Source organism: Pseudomonas sp. SJZ103 (assembly GCF_007828335.1).
Classification (GTDB): Bacteria; Pseudomonadota; Gammaproteobacteria; order Pseudomonadales; family Pseudomonadaceae; genus Aquipseudomonas.
This window is the reverse complement of the sequence record NZ_VIUN01000004.1, coordinates 51,401-64,404: the sequence shown is the minus strand read 5'-3', so window position 1 is coordinate 64,404 and position 13,004 is coordinate 51,401. Positions and strand designations below refer to the sequence as shown.

Here is a 13,004-nt window from a genome sequence, read left to right as displayed (position 1 = left end):
CTTGTGACACGGGGGGCTGGCTGATACTGTACAAAAAACCAGTATCGGTAGCCTTCCATGCAGTTGATCGAAAAACTCAGCATCCTCGCCGACGCCGCCAAGTACGACGCCTCCTGCGCCAGCAGTGGCGCGCCCAAGCGCAGTTCGGAAGGCAAGGCGGGGCTGGGCTCAACCGATGGCATGGGCATCTGCCACAGCTACACGCCGGACGGTCGCTGCGTATCTTTGCTCAAGGTACTGCTCACGAACTTCTGTCTCTACGACTGCCAATACTGCGTCAACCGCCGCTCCAGCGACGTGCCCCGCGCACGCTTCAGCCCGGAGGAGGTGGTCACCCTGACCCTGGATTTCTACAAGCGCAACTGCGTCAGCGGGCTGTTCCTCAGCTCGGGCATCATTCGTTCGGCCGACTACACCATGGAGCAGTTGGTGCGGGTGGCCAAACTGCTGCGCGAAGAGCATGACTTTCGCGGTTACATCCACCTCAAGACCATCCCCGAAGCCGACCCGGCGCTGATTGCCGAGGCCGGGCGCTACGCCGACCGCCTCAGCGTGAATATCGAACTGCCCACCGATGCCAGCCTGCAAACCCTGGCGCCGGAAAAACAGATCGTCTCGATCAAGCAGGCCATGCAGACCATCTATACCGGCGAGCAGACGGTCCTGAACGAACCCCGCGCGCCGCGTTTCGCCCCGGCGGGTCAGAGCACCCAGATGATCGTCGGCGCCGACGAGACCGACGACAGCACCATCCTCCACAGTGCCGAGGCGCTGTATGGCAACTTCAAGCTGCGCCGCGTGTACTACTCGGCCTTCAGCCCCATCCCCAACAGCCCGAAAAGCGTACCCCTGGCCGCGCCGCCGTTGATGCGCGAGCATCGCTTGTACCAGGCCGACTTCCTGCTGCGCAGCTACGGCTTCAGCGCCAACGAACTCTTTGAAGGCCCTGGCCACCTGGCCCTGGACATTGATCCCAAGCTGGCCTGGGCCCTGGAACACCGCGAGGTGTTCCCCCTGGACCTGAACCGCGCCGAGCCGACCTTGATCGCCCGCATCCCAGGGATCGGCCTGCGCACCACCCAGCGCCTGGTGGACCTGCGCCGCGAACGCAAGATCCGCTTTGAAGACCTGGCACGCATGCGTTGCGTGCTAGCCAAGGCCAAGCCGTTTTTCATCACCAGTGACTACCACCCGCAACAGGCCGACAGCACCAGCGTGCTGCTGCGCGAACAACTGCGTGACCGCCCGCAGCCGCAGCAGATGGGGTTGTGGGGATGATCAGCCTGGAATGCGACAACCTTTTCAGCACCTGGCGCGAACAGGCGCGCTGGCTGCTCAGCCATCAGGTCGACCCGAGCCAGGTGAGCTGGGGCGAGGTGCAGGCGGCGGACCTGTTTGCGACCGATGAGCCGATCCCCGAAGGCTTGGGTCCGTTCCAGGCGCGAATTCCCAAGGCGCTGCTGGAATTGCTGGAGTCGGCCGCCTGCTACCAAGGTGATCAGCGTTGGAGTCTGTTGTATGAGGTGTTGTGGCGCGTCAGCCATGGCGACCGCACCGCGATGCTGGCGGGGGATAAGCTCGGCAGCGAGTTGCAGCGGCGCATCAAGCAGGTCAGCCGTGAGGCCCATCACCTGCATGCGTTTGTGCGCTTTATCGCCTTGCCGGCAGGGGCGGGGCCTGAGCTGCCGGAGTACGTGGCCTGGCATGAACCGGCCCATGACATTCTCAAGTCGGCCAGCCAGCATTTTGTCGGGCGCATGGGGCGCCATCGCTGGATGATCGCCACGCCGTTGGACGGGGTGTACTACGACGGCGAGCAGTTACTCCACCAGCGTGAGTGCCCCGAGGCGTGGCGGCAGCTGGCGCAGAACGTCGAGGATCCCCACAGCGCGATGTGGCTGACGTACTACAGCCACATCTTCAACCCGGCGCGGTTGAACCCCAAGGTGATGGAAGGGCACTTGCCGAGCCGGTTCTGGAAGAATCTGCCGGAGGGCAAGTTGATCCCGGCGTTGATCAGCGAGGCGCGTACAGGGAAGCAGAAGGATGGGCAGGCGAAGCTGGTGGGGGCGCGCCAAGGTAAGAAAATCTTAAGCGGGCATGGTTAAAAATGTGGGAGGGGCGGTGCGACGATTCGACTTGCTCCCACATTCGATCCTCATTGGCTTGGCGAGTGGGGCTCAGGCCAGTTCGATGGCGGTATTCTTCACCACCGCCAACTCCGGATGCGCCACCAACTTATCGATGTGCAACTCATCGTTGTTCAGCCAGATCTCCGATACCACCCGGTAGTGCTCCATATCCCGGCAGCGCATGCGCAGGCTGTAGTCGAACGGCCCGCTGATCAGCTGGCATTCGAACACCTGGGGGCAGGCCTTCATACACGCTTCGAAGGCCTTTTGCGCCGAACGCCCGCTCTGGTTGGACAAGGCCACCAGCACCAGCAGCGACAGCCCTGGCGAGACCATCTGCACATCGATGATTGCCCCATACCCACGAATCACCCCGCGTCGCTCCAGCTTGCGCACCCGCTCCAGGCAGGGCCTGGGGGTGAGGTGCACCAGTGACGAGAGCTTTTCGTAGGTGATACGCCCCTGATGGCGCAGCACTTCGATGATCGCCTCATCGATGCGATCCAGCGCAGGGGCGGAGTGGGGTCCGTTGGCCTTGGTATCCATGGGGTTCACTTCAAACGGTTGGGAAGAAGGGTGAGCAAGCGTTCAACGGTTGCGTGACAAGTATGGTACGGCCTTCCCTGGCCAACGTCTGCATGACTTTGCCACTGGGCCTGCAGGTGTCAGGCGCGTTTCTTCTGTTGCGCGGCAGGCTGCAGGGTCAGGCGGGCAAATAGGTCCTTGGGGTCGTCCAACACGGGCACCAGTTCCAAGTCGCTGCCCAGGTCCAGTGCCTTGGCTGCATCCAACACATAACGAAGGGCCGAATAGTCCTCGATGGCAAACCCGACTGAGTCGAACAGCGTGATCTGTTGCGCATGTTCGCGGCCAGGGAGCTGGCCGTTGATCACCTGCCACAGTTCGGTCACTGGTGAGTCGTGCGGCATGTGCTGGATCTCACCTTCGATGCGGCTCTGGGGTTCGTACTCGACAATCACACGGGCGCGCTCGACGATGCGTCGGTCCAGTTCGGTCTTGCCCGGGCAGTCGCCGCCCACGGCGTTGAGGTGCATGCCCGGCTCAATCATCTCGTCGGTCAGAATGGTGGCGTAGGCTTTGTCGGCGGTAACGGTGGTGACGATATCCGCGCCTTTCACAGCGTCTGCCACGCTGGCGGCGAGGATCACCTTGATCGCCGGGAACGCTTTGAGGTTGGCTGCGAGCTTGGCGGTGGCCTTGGTGTCGATATCGAACAGGCGAATCTCGTCGATGCCGAGCATCGCGTGGAAGGCCAGGGCCTGGAACTCACTCTGGGAGCCGTTGCCGATCAACGCCATGCTGCGGCTGTTGTCACGGGCCAGGTAGCGCGCCACCAGTGCCGAGGTGGCGGCAGTGCGGATGGCGGTGGTCAGGGTCATTTCGGCCAGCAGCAACGGTTTGCCGGTGTCCACATCGCCCAGGGCGCCGAATGCCATGACCGTGAGCATGCCCGCCAGCGTGTTTTTCGGGTGGCCATTGACGTACTTGAAGGCATACAGCGAGGCGTCGGACACCGGCATCAGTTCGATCACACCCTCCGGGGAGTGATTGGCCAGGCGTGCGCACTTCTCGAAATCCTGCCAGCGCAGGTAGTCGGCGCGAATGTACTCGGCCATTTCGATGATGCAGGTTTGCAGGCCTTTTTGCGCGACCAGATAGCTGAGGTCGTTGACGTCGATGTAGCGGGTCATGGAGAGGCTCCTTGTTGTTCGAGAGGGGCTGCGGTGAACGCGGCGAGCGTTTTCTGCTGTGCGTAGCTCGGCGCAGCAAGCGTGGGCAGCCGGGCTATTGTCTGCGTTCGGGCCGATGAATCCCGGCTGAAACAAGGGGCGCGCCCAGCGGGTAAAGCTGAAAAGGTGGGTGATGCAGCCGAATCGGCTGTGAGGTCTGTAATGGGATCAAAAGGCGGGAGAGGGTATTGTGGTATTTGCCATAGCTGTCTCAGCCAGGAGGAATCATGTCTACCGTCGTACGTCTCGCCCAATCCGCCGATGCCGAAGGGATCAGCCAGGTCATCCTGGCGGCCTTGCACAGCAGCAATGCGCGGGATTATCCGGTGGATGTGATTGCCCGGGTGGCCAGCAACTTCACGCCGGACGCGGTGCTTGAGCTGCTCAAGCGGCGGGTGGTGCTGGTGGCGGTCCAGGACCGGGTGATCGTCGCCACGGCGGCCCTGGATACCAATGTGGTGCGCTCGGTATTCGTCAATCCGGCGGCGCAAGGGCAGGGCGTTGGCCGGTTGCTGATGATTGAAATCGAACTGCGCGCGCGGGAAGCGGGGGTGACGACGCTGAGTGTGCCGTCTTCGCTGACCGCCGAGCCGTTCTACACCAAACTGGGGTTTCACACGGTACGCGACGTCTACCACGGCAATGAGCGCACGCTGGTGATGGAAAAGGCGCTGTTGTCGCGCCATCCCATCGGGCCGTACCGCGACCGTCAGCACCGGGCGCAAGTGGTGGCGTTATGGCAGGAGGCGTTTGGTTATGACACGGCGCATAACCTGCCGACCTTGGCGATCGATAAGAAACTGGCGGTAAATGACGGGCTGTTTTTTGTAGCGACGGACAAGAAAACCGTGATCGGGACGATTCTTGCCGGCTACGACGGCCATCGCGGCTGGCTGTATTCGGTGGCCGTGCACGCCGACTATCGGCGTCATGGCCTGGGTTCCTCGCTGGTGCGGCATGCGGAACAGGCATTGATGGCCCTGGGCTGCATGAAGATCAACCTGCAGATCACCAGTGGCAATGATGCGGTGGCGGGGTTCTACGAGGCGCTGGGGTATGGGGTGGAGGCGAGGATCAGCATGGGCAAAAAGGTTGCCGAGAATATTCCGACTCAATCCTAAGAACACTGCAAAACAAATGTGGGAGGGGGCAAGCCCTCTCCCACATTTGATGTGCGGTGTTGCGGGTTTAGACTTTTACGATCCAACCCGCTGGCGCTTCGACGTCGCCGGTCTGCACGCCGGTCAGCTCTTTGTAGAGCTTCTGGGTGATCGGGCCGACTTCGGTCTCGCTGTGGAACACATGCAGTTGGCCGTTGTACTGGATACCGCCGATCGGCGAGATCACCGCGGCAGTGCCGCAGGCGCCGGCTTCCTTGAACTGATCCAGCTTGTCGATGAACACTTCGCCTTCGACCACTTCCAGGCCCAGGCGGGTCTGGGCCAGTTCGATCAGCGACAGGCGGGTGATGCCTGGCAGCACCGAAGGCGACTTCGGTGTGATGAACTTGTTGTCGTGGGTGATCCCGAAGAAGTTGGCCGAGCCGACTTCTTCGATTTTCGAGTGAGTCATCGGGTCCAGGTAGATCGCATCGGCGAAACCGGATTTCTTCGCTTCCGAGCCCGGCATCAGGCTGGCGGCGTAGTTGCCACCGACCTTGGCGGCACCGGTGCCCTGTGGCGCGGCGCGGTCGAAGGTGGAGATCTGGAAGTTGTGGGGCACCAGGCCGCCCTTGAAGTAGGCGCCGACCGGGATGCAGAACACCGAGAAGATGAACTCCGGCGCGGTACGCACGCCGATGTTGTCACCGGTGCCGATCACGAACGGGCGCAGGTACAGCGCGCCGCCGCTGCCATACGGCGGGATGAACCGCTCGTTGGCCTTGACCACTTGTTTGCATGCGTCGATGAACGCGTCGGTCGGGACGTGCGGCATCAGCAGGCGGGCGCAGCTGCGCTGCATGCGCGCGGCGTTCTGGTCCGGACGGAACAGGTTGATCGAACCGTCCTTGCAGCGGTAGGCCTTGAGGCCTTCGAAGCACTGCTGGCCGTAGTGCAGGGCGGTAGAGCCCTCGCTGATGTGCAGCACGTTGTCGTCGGTCAGGGTGCCGGCTTGCCATTCGCCGTTTTTCCAGACTTGGAGAAACCGCTTGTCGGTCTTGATGTAGTCAAAACCCAGCTTGTCCCAATTGATGCTTTCGTTACCCATGACACCCTCTATCTTTGGTCAAGTCGGTTTTTTTCTGAATGGGCGCAACAATACTTCATTCGCAGGCCCGTTCGCATCCCCCGCGTCCCTTGCAGGAGCGAGCTTGCTCGCGAAAATCGTCAACGATAACGCGTCAAACCAGAATGAACGCGGCGCCCTCAGGTTCTTCGCGAGCAAGCTCGCTCCTGCAGGGGGTGTTTATTTACAGGTGCAGCGCATGCCCCAGCGCCCTGAGCGCAGCTTCCTGCACCGCTTCGCCGAGCGTCGGATGGGCGTGGATGGTGCCGGCCACGTCTTCCAGGCGCGCGCCCATTTCCAGGCTGAGGCCGAAGGCGGTGGACAGCTCGGACACGCCGGCGCCGACCGCTTGCCAGCCGACAATCAGATGATTGTCGCGGCGTGCCACCACCCGTACGAAGCCGGTTTTCGACTCCAGGGTCATCGCGCGGCCGTTGGCGGCAAACGGGAAACTCGACACGATGCAGTCCAGGCCGGCGGCCTTGGCATCATCGGGCGTCTTGCCGACCACCACCAGTTCCGGGTCGGTAAAGCATACCGCCGGGATCGCGGCCGGGTTGAATTCGCGGTGTTGACCGCTGATCAGTTCGGCAACCATTTCGCCCTGGGCCATGGCCCGGTGCGCCAGCATCGGCTCGCCGCTCAGGTCGCCGATGGCATACACATTGCGCATGCTGGTCTGGCAGCGGCTGTCGATCTTGATCGCCGCGCCGTTCATCTCCAGGTTCAGCGCTTCGAGGTTCCAGCCCTGGGTATTGGGTTTACGACCAACGGCCACCAGCACCTGGTCCGTCGCCAGCGACAACGTGTCGCCATTCGGGTCGCGCACCTGCAGGCTGTTGTGCTCGAAACCGGTGACGCTGTGCTTGAGGTACAGCTTCACGCCCAACTGCTTGAGCGATTCGTTCACCGGTTGCGTCAGCTCGGCGTCGTAGGCCGGCAGGATGCGGTCCTGCGCCTCGACCACACTGACCTCGGCGCCGAGCTTGCGGTAGGCAATCCCCAACTCCAGGCCGATGTAGCCGCCGCCCACCACAATCAGGCGCTTGGGCACGCGGGTCGGCGCCAGGGCTTCGGTGGAGGAGATGATCGGCCCGCCAATCGGCAGCATCGGCAGGTTGACGCTTGTCGAACCGGTGGCCAGCAGCAGATGTTCGCACTGGATGCGCTGGTCGCCGACGTCGACGGTCTTGCCGTCCACCACCGTGGCCCAGCCGTGGATCACCTGCACTTTGTGCTTTTTAAGCAGTGCAGCGACGCCCGTGGTCAGGCGGTCGACGATGCCGTCTTTCCATTCCACGCTTTTGCGGATGTCCAGGGTCGGCACATCCACCTCGATTCCCAGTTGGGAACCTTGGCTGTGGTGCACGGTTTGCTGGAACTGCTCGGCTACGTGAATCAAGGCCTTGGACGGAATGCAGCCGATGTTCAGGCAGGTGCCGCCCAACGCCTGGCCTTCCACCAGGATCGTCGGGATGCCCAGTTGGCCGGCACGAATGGCGGCCACATAACCGCCAGGGCCGCCGCCGATAATCAGCAGCGTGGTATGCAATGTCTGAGTCATGCCCTTACTCCAGGAACAGGCTGGCGGGTTGTTCGAGCAGGCCGCGAATGGCCTGGATGAATTGCGCCGCGTCCATGCCATCGACCACGCGGTGATCGAAGGAGCTGGAGAGGTTCATCATTTTGCGAATCACGATCTGGCCCTTGATCACCATCGGCCGCTCAACGATACGGTTGACGCCAACGATGGCCACCTCCGGCAGGTTCAGCACCGGGGTGCTGACGATACCGCCCAGGGCGCCCAGGCTGGTCAGGGTAATGGTCGATCCCGACAGTTCATCGCGACTGGCCTTGCCATTGCGCGCGGCGCTGGCCAAGCGCGCGATTTCCTCGGCGTTGCCCCACAGGCTGCGTGCCTCGGCGTGACGCACCACCGGCACCATCAGGCCCACGTCGCTCTGAGTGGCGACGCCCACATGCACCGCGCCGAGGCGGGTGATGACCTGGGCTTCGTCGTCGTAACGTGCGTTGATCTGCGGGAAATCCCGCAACGCCACGACCATGGCGCGCACGATAAACGGCAGCAACGTCAGCTTGCCGCGCGTGGCGCCGTGCTTCTCATTGAGGTGCACGCGCAGCTCGTCGAGGGCGGTGACGTCGATCTCTTCCACATAGCTGAAATGCGCGGCACGCCGGGTGGCTTCCTGCATACGCTGGGCGATCTTGCGGCGCATGCCGATCACCGGGATCTGTTCTTCGTCGTTGCGTTCGGCGTAAGGGTTGGCTGCCGTCGAAGCTTTTGACGGCCCTTGTTGCAGGTAGGCGTCAAGGTCTTCGTGCAGGATCCGCCCGGCGGGGCCGGAGCCCTGTACCAGACGCAGTTGAATCCCGGCATCCAGCGCGTGCTTGCGCACGGCGGGGGAGGCCAGGGGGCGTTCGTCGACATCGCGGGCCACAGGGGCCTGTGCGGTCACGACGGGCGCGGGCTGGCTTTCAATCACCGGTGCCGGTTTGGCCTCGACAACGGCAGCCGCTTTCACCGGCTCCGCCACCACGGGCGCCTCCTTGGCGTTGCCCGCACCTTCCACTTCAATGCTGATCAGAATACTGCCCACTGCCATGACTTCACCCGGCTCGCCGCCGAGGGAAATTACCTTGCCATGGACGGGCGAGGGAATGTCCACCATCGCCTTGTCGGTCATCACATCCGCCAACACCTGGTCTTCGACGACCAGGTCGCCGACCTTCACATGCCACTGCGACAGTTCAACTTCCGCGATGCCTTCGCCAATGTCCGGCATCTTGATAACGTGCGTGCCCATTCAGACCTCCATGACCCGTTTCAACGCCGCGCCCACTCGGGACGGGCCTGGGAAATACGCCCACTCCTGCGCGTGCGGGTAGGGGGTGTCCCAACCGGTGACGCGTTCGATCGGCGCTTCCAGGTGGTGGAAGCAATGCTCCTGCACCAGCGCCACCAATTCAGCACCAAAGCCGCAGGTGCGGGTGGCTTCGTGCACCACCACGCAACGGCCGGTCTTCTTCACGGATTTGACGATGGTTTCCAGGTCCAGCGGCCACAGGCTGCGCAGGTCGATGACTTCGGCGTCGATGCCGGTTTCTTCGGCGGCGACCTGCGACACATACACGGTGGTGCCGTAGGTCAGCACAGTGACGGCCGAGCCCGGACGCACGACGGCGGCCACGTCCAGCGGCACGGTGTAGTAACCGTCCGGCACTTGCGCCTGCGGGTGTTTCGACCACGGCGTTACCGGGCGGTCGTGGTGGCCGTCGAACGGGCCGTTGTACAGGCGTTTGGGCTCGAGGAAGATCACCGGGTCATCGTTTTCGATCGAGGCGATCAGCAGGCCCTTGGCGTCATAGGGATTGGACGGCATCACCGTGCGCAAGCCGCAGACCTGGGTGAACACCGCTTCGATGCTCTGGCTGTGGGTCTGGCCGCCGTAGATGCCGCCGCCGCAGGGCATGCGCATGGTCAGCGGTGCAGTGAACTGGCCGGCCGAGCGATAACGCAGGCGCGCCGCTTCGGAGATGATCTGGTCGGTGGCGGGGTAGACGTAGTCGGCGAACTGGATCTCGGCAACCGGGCGCAGGCCATAGGCACCCATGCCCACGGCCACGCCGATAATGCCGCTCTCGGAGATCGGTGCGTCGAAGACCCGCGAGCTGCCGTACTTGGTCTGCAAGCCTTCGGTGCAACGGAACACACCGCCGAAGTAACCGACGTCCTGGCCGAACACCACCACGTTGTCATCACGTTCAAGCATCACATCCATGGCCGAGCGCAGGGCCTGGATCATGGTCATGGTGGTGGTGGTCATGGCGGTTTCCAATTCGATGCTGTTGTTGTGATCGTTCATGTCAGATCCCCAACTCTTGACGCTGGCGCTTCAAGTGCTCCGGCATCTCTTTATAGACGTCTTCGAACATGGTCGCGGCGCTTGGAATCTGACCACCGGCCAGGGTGCCGTACTGTTCGGCTTGTTTCTGTGCGGCGATCACCTCGGCTTCCAGTTCGGCACTGACCGCCGCGTGTTCCTCTTCGGACCACTGGCCAATCCTGATCAGGTGCTGCTTGAGGCGGGCAATCGGGTCGCCCAACGGGAAGTGGCTCCAGTCGTCGGCGGGACGGTATTTGGACGGATCGTCCGAGGTGGAGTGCGGACCGGCGCGGTAGGTGACCCATTCGATCAGGGTTGGGCCGAGGTTGCGGCGCGCACGTTCGGCGGCCCAGGCGGAGGCGGCGTACACCGCGATAAAGTCGTTGCCGTCCACGCGCAGGGAGGCGATGCCGCAGCCGACGCCGCGTCCGGCGAAGGTGGTGGCTTCGCCACCGGCGATGGCCTGGAAGGTGGAAATCGCCCACTGGTTGTTGACCACGTTGAGAATCACCGGCGCGCGGTACACGTGGGCAAAGGTGAGGGCGGTGTGGAAGTCGGATTCGGCGGTGGCGCCGTCGCCGATCCAGGCCGAGGCGATCTTGGTATCGCCCTTGATCGCCGAGGCCATGCCCCAGCCTACACCCTGTACGAATTGGGTGGCGAGGTTGCCGGAAATGGTGAAGAAGCCTGCGTCCTTGACCGAATACATGATCGGCAGCTGGCGGCCCTTGAGCGGGTCGCGCTCGTTGGACAGCAACTGACAGATCAGGTCCACCAGCGGCACGTCGCGGGCCATCAGGATGCTTTGCTGGCGGTAGGTGGGGAAGCACATGTCGTCGATGTTCAAGGCCAGGGCCTGGGCGCTGCCGATGGCTTCTTCGCCAAGGCTTTGCATGTAGAACGACATTTTTTTCTGACGCTGGGCGACCACCATGCGGTTGTCGAAGATCCGCGTCTTGAGCATGGCGCGCATGCCTTTGCGCAGGATCTCTACCGGAACCCCTTCAGCCCACGGGCCCAGGGCCTGGCCCTGGTCGTCGAGCACGCGGATCAGGCCCTTGGCCAGGTCGGCGGTGTCGGCGGGTTCTACGTCGATGGCGGGTTTGCGCACGGTGCCTGCGTCGGTCAGGCGCAGGTAGGCAAAGTCGGTCTTGCAGCCTGGGCGACCCGACGGTTCGGGAACGTGCAGGCGCAGTGGGGCATACGGCTGATTCATGGCTTTCTACGCTCGATCTTGTGAATTTCTTGTAGTGGGCGCGCTAGCTGACAGTCAGTCTCCGGGTAAGAGAAATCTTGTCCTACAACAATCATAGGCGTGGCGTAGAAGAATATTTATCTCTGTTTCGTTGCGCCCGCGATCAATTGCGGATAAAAAACCTGCATAAACATAATAAACAGGTGATTTTGTCTCATGCGCAAACTGGACCGTACCGATATCGGCATTCTCAACGCCCTTCAGGAGAATGCGCGGATCACCAACGCCGACCTGGCCCGCTCGGTCAACCTGTCGCCTACACCCTGTTTCAACCGGGTCAAGGCGATGGAAGAACTGGGCCTGATTCGCGAGCAGGTCACCCTGCTCGACGCCGATTTGCTGGGGCTGCACGTCAACGTGTTTATCCATGTGAGCCTGGAAAAACAGAACGAGTTGGCGTTGCAGCAGTTTGAAGGCGCGATTTCCGACCGGCCCGAGGTGATGGAGTGCTATTTGATGGCCGGCGATCCGGACTATTTGATCCGGGTGTTGGTGCCGACGATCCAGTCGCTGGAGCGGTTCATGATGGACTTTTTGACCAAGGTGCCGGGGGTGGCGAATATTCGTTCCAGCTTTGCCCTCAAGCAAGTGCGCTACAAAACAGCGTTGCCGTTGCCTGCCAATGGCATCAGCCTCGGTAGCTGATGCAACAGATTACCAATGTGGGAGGGGGCAGGTCCCCTCCCACATTGTTCCCGCATCTCAGAGTTGGTTGAGGGGTATCTTCAAGTAAGTAACCCCATTCTCTTCCGCCGGCGGCATATTCCCCGCTCGCACATTCACCTGGATCGCCGGCAACAACAGCGTGGGCATCCCCAGCCCGGCATCGCGTTGGGTGCGCATCGCCACGAACGTCGCTTCATCCACCCCGTCATGCACATGGATATTTCCCGCCCGCTGTTCGGCCACCGTAGTCAGGCATTTGGCCTCGCGGCCTTCGGGCGGGTAGTCGTGGCACACGTACAGTTGGGTATCGGGGGCAAAGGCCAAGAGCTTGCGCATCGACGCATACAACTGCCGCGCATCGCCGCCGGGGAAGTCGCAGCGAGCGGTGCCGACATCGGGCATGAACAGGGTGTCGCCGACCAGGATGAGGCGGTCGTCGATCAAGTAGGCCATGTCCGCCGGGGTATGCCCCGGCACGTGCAGGGCCTGGGCCTTGATGGTGCCGATGTGGAAGATTTCATCCGGCGCAAACAGGTGGTCGAACTGCGAGCCATCGACGCGAAATTCCGGCTCCAGGTTGAAAAGATTCTTGAATACGTCCTGCACCTTGCTGATGCTTTGGCCGATGGCGATCTTGCCGCCCAGGGTGCGGCGCAGGTACGGCGCTGCCGACAGGTGGTCGGCATGGGCGTGGGTCTCCAGCAGCCATTGCACTTGCAGACGATGTTCGCGCACATAGGCAATCACTTTGTCCGCCTGACGGGTGTCGGTGCGCCCTGATGCCGGATCGTAGTTGAGCACCGAGTCGACAATGGCGCAGGGGCCATCATCGCCCTCATGCAGGACATAGGTGTAGGTCGACGATGCCTCGTCCAGAAAGGCTTGAATCAACGCTGGCATTGGCGGCGGTCCTTGGTAGCGAATTGCGGGTTACATTCGAGATGTTTTCCACATAGGCTTGCGAGCTTAAGGCAAAAAAACGATTCGAGGCAAAGCATCGACCCATCGCTGGGCGTGATGCCATACGGCAGCGACCCTTGTGTGCATTGACGATAAAAGGCAATAGACC

General features: G+C 62.3%; 12 protein-coding genes. 4 read left to right on the top strand and 8 right to left on the bottom strand.

What is annotated here, in order from left to right; all coding sequences use genetic code 11:
* The first annotated feature begins 57 nt into the window (after positions 1-57).
* Complete coding sequence (locus FBY10_RS11130; protein ID WP_027606175.1) at positions 58-1,278, top strand: putative DNA modification/repair radical SAM protein; 1,221 nt, start codon at positions 58-60, stop codon at positions 1,276-1,278.
* Entirely contained in the window at positions 1,275-2,108 is an 834-nt protein-coding gene (locus FBY10_RS11125; protein WP_131698184.1) for a TIGR03915 family putative DNA repair protein, read from the top strand. The genes FBY10_RS11130 and FBY10_RS11125 overlap by 4 nt, the downstream gene beginning before the upstream one ends.
* A gap of 72 nt (positions 2,109-2,180) precedes the next feature.
* On the opposite strand, the gene FBY10_RS11120 is transcribed toward FBY10_RS11125, so the two are convergent.
* Positions 2,181-2,678, bottom strand: a complete 498-nt coding sequence (locus tag FBY10_RS11120; RefSeq protein ID WP_090406061.1) for an Lrp/AsnC family transcriptional regulator — start codon at positions 2,676-2,678, stop codon at positions 2,181-2,183.
* Between the two features lie 119 nt (positions 2,679-2,797).
* Positions 2,798-3,844: an ornithine cyclodeaminase gene (locus tag FBY10_RS11115; protein ID WP_145336190.1), complete on the bottom strand. Its 1,047-nt coding sequence runs from the start codon at positions 3,842-3,844 to the stop codon at positions 2,798-2,800.
* Between the two features lie 266 nt (positions 3,845-4,110).
* Between FBY10_RS11115 and FBY10_RS11110 the strand changes: the two genes are divergently transcribed.
* Positions 4,111-5,004: a GNAT family acetyltransferase gene (locus FBY10_RS11110; protein WP_145336188.1), complete on the top strand. Its 894-nt coding sequence runs from the start codon at positions 4,111-4,113 to the stop codon at positions 5,002-5,004.
* 67 nt (positions 5,005-5,071) lie between these two features.
* Here FBY10_RS11110 and FBY10_RS11105 read toward each other — a convergent pair whose 3' ends face one another.
* From FBY10_RS11105 to FBY10_RS11080, 5 genes are all read right to left on the bottom strand, one after another.
* Positions 5,072-6,091, bottom strand: coding sequence for a branched-chain amino acid aminotransferase (locus tag FBY10_RS11105; protein WP_131698180.1), 1,020 nt, complete (start codon positions 6,089-6,091; stop codon positions 5,072-5,074).
* Between the two features lie 202 nt (positions 6,092-6,293).
* Positions 6,294-7,673, bottom strand: coding sequence for a dihydrolipoyl dehydrogenase (lpdA, locus tag FBY10_RS11095; protein ID WP_131698179.1), 1,380 nt, complete (start codon positions 7,671-7,673; stop codon positions 6,294-6,296).
* 4 nt (positions 7,674-7,677) lie between these two features.
* Positions 7,678-8,934 (bottom strand): dihydrolipoamide acetyltransferase family protein, encoded by a 1,257-nt coding sequence (locus FBY10_RS11090; RefSeq protein ID WP_145336186.1) that lies wholly within the window; start codon positions 8,932-8,934, stop codon positions 7,678-7,680.
* Positions 8,935-9,993, bottom strand: a complete 1,059-nt coding sequence (locus FBY10_RS11085) for an alpha-ketoacid dehydrogenase subunit beta (protein WP_145336184.1) — start codon at positions 9,991-9,993, stop codon at positions 8,935-8,937.
* 1 nt (position 9,994) lies between these two features.
* Positions 9,995-11,230 (bottom strand): 3-methyl-2-oxobutanoate dehydrogenase (2-methylpropanoyl-transferring) subunit alpha, encoded by a 1,236-nt coding sequence (locus tag FBY10_RS11080; RefSeq protein WP_145336182.1) that lies wholly within the window; start codon positions 11,228-11,230, stop codon positions 9,995-9,997.
* A gap of 195 nt (positions 11,231-11,425) precedes the next feature.
* On the opposite strand from FBY10_RS11080, the gene bkdR reads away from it, so the two are divergent.
* Positions 11,426-11,914: a Bkd operon transcriptional regulator BkdR gene (bkdR, locus tag FBY10_RS11075; RefSeq protein WP_003174877.1), complete on the top strand. Its 489-nt coding sequence runs from the start codon at positions 11,426-11,428 to the stop codon at positions 11,912-11,914.
* A gap of 57 nt (positions 11,915-11,971) precedes the next feature.
* Here the strand turns inward: bkdR and FBY10_RS11070 are convergent, their stop codons facing one another.
* The gene (locus tag FBY10_RS11070) at positions 11,972-12,835 is read right to left on the bottom strand and encodes an MBL fold metallo-hydrolase (protein WP_131698176.1); all 864 of its coding nucleotides are present in this window, start codon (positions 12,833-12,835) and stop codon (positions 11,972-11,974) included.
* Between the last annotated feature and the right edge of the window lie 169 nt (positions 12,836-13,004).

Excerpts from the sequence above, each read along its gene's own strand:
- FBY10_RS11070 (WP_131698176.1), bottom strand. The coding sequence starts at position 12,835 with ATGCCAGCGTTGATTCAAGCCTTTCTGGACGAGGCATCGTCGACCTAC.
- FBY10_RS11090 (WP_145336186.1), bottom strand. The coding sequence starts at position 8,934 with ATGGGCACGCACGTTATCAAGATGCCGGACATTGGCGAAGGCATCGCG.
- FBY10_RS11110 (WP_145336188.1), top strand. The coding sequence starts at position 4,111 with ATGTCTACCGTCGTACGTCTCGCCCAATCCGCCGATGCCGAAGGGATC.
- FBY10_RS11125 (WP_131698184.1), top strand. The coding sequence starts at position 1,275 with ATGATCAGCCTGGAATGCGACAACCTTTTCAGCACCTGGCGCGAACAG.
- FBY10_RS11120 (WP_090406061.1), bottom strand. The coding sequence starts at position 2,678 with ATGGATACCAAGGCCAACGGACCCCACTCCGCCCCTGCGCTGGATCGC.
- FBY10_RS11105 (WP_131698180.1), bottom strand. The coding sequence starts at position 6,091 with ATGGGTAACGAAAGCATCAATTGGGACAAGCTGGGTTTTGACTACATC.
- FBY10_RS11115 (WP_145336190.1), bottom strand. The coding sequence starts at position 3,844 with ATGACCCGCTACATCGACGTCAACGACCTCAGCTATCTGGTCGCGCAA.
- FBY10_RS11085 (WP_145336184.1), bottom strand. The coding sequence starts at position 9,993 with ATGAACGATCACAACAACAGCATCGAATTGGAAACCGCCATGACCACC.
- bkdR (WP_003174877.1), top strand. The coding sequence starts at position 11,426 with ATGCGCAAACTGGACCGTACCGATATCGGCATTCTCAACGCCCTTCAG.
- FBY10_RS11080 (WP_145336182.1), bottom strand. The coding sequence starts at position 11,230 with ATGAATCAGCCGTATGCCCCACTGCGCCTGCACGTTCCCGAACCGTCG.
- FBY10_RS11130 (WP_027606175.1), top strand. The coding sequence starts at position 58 with ATGCAGTTGATCGAAAAACTCAGCATCCTCGCCGACGCCGCCAAGTAC.
- lpdA (WP_131698179.1), bottom strand. The coding sequence starts at position 7,673 with ATGACTCAGACATTGCATACCACGCTGCTGATTATCGGCGGCGGCCCT.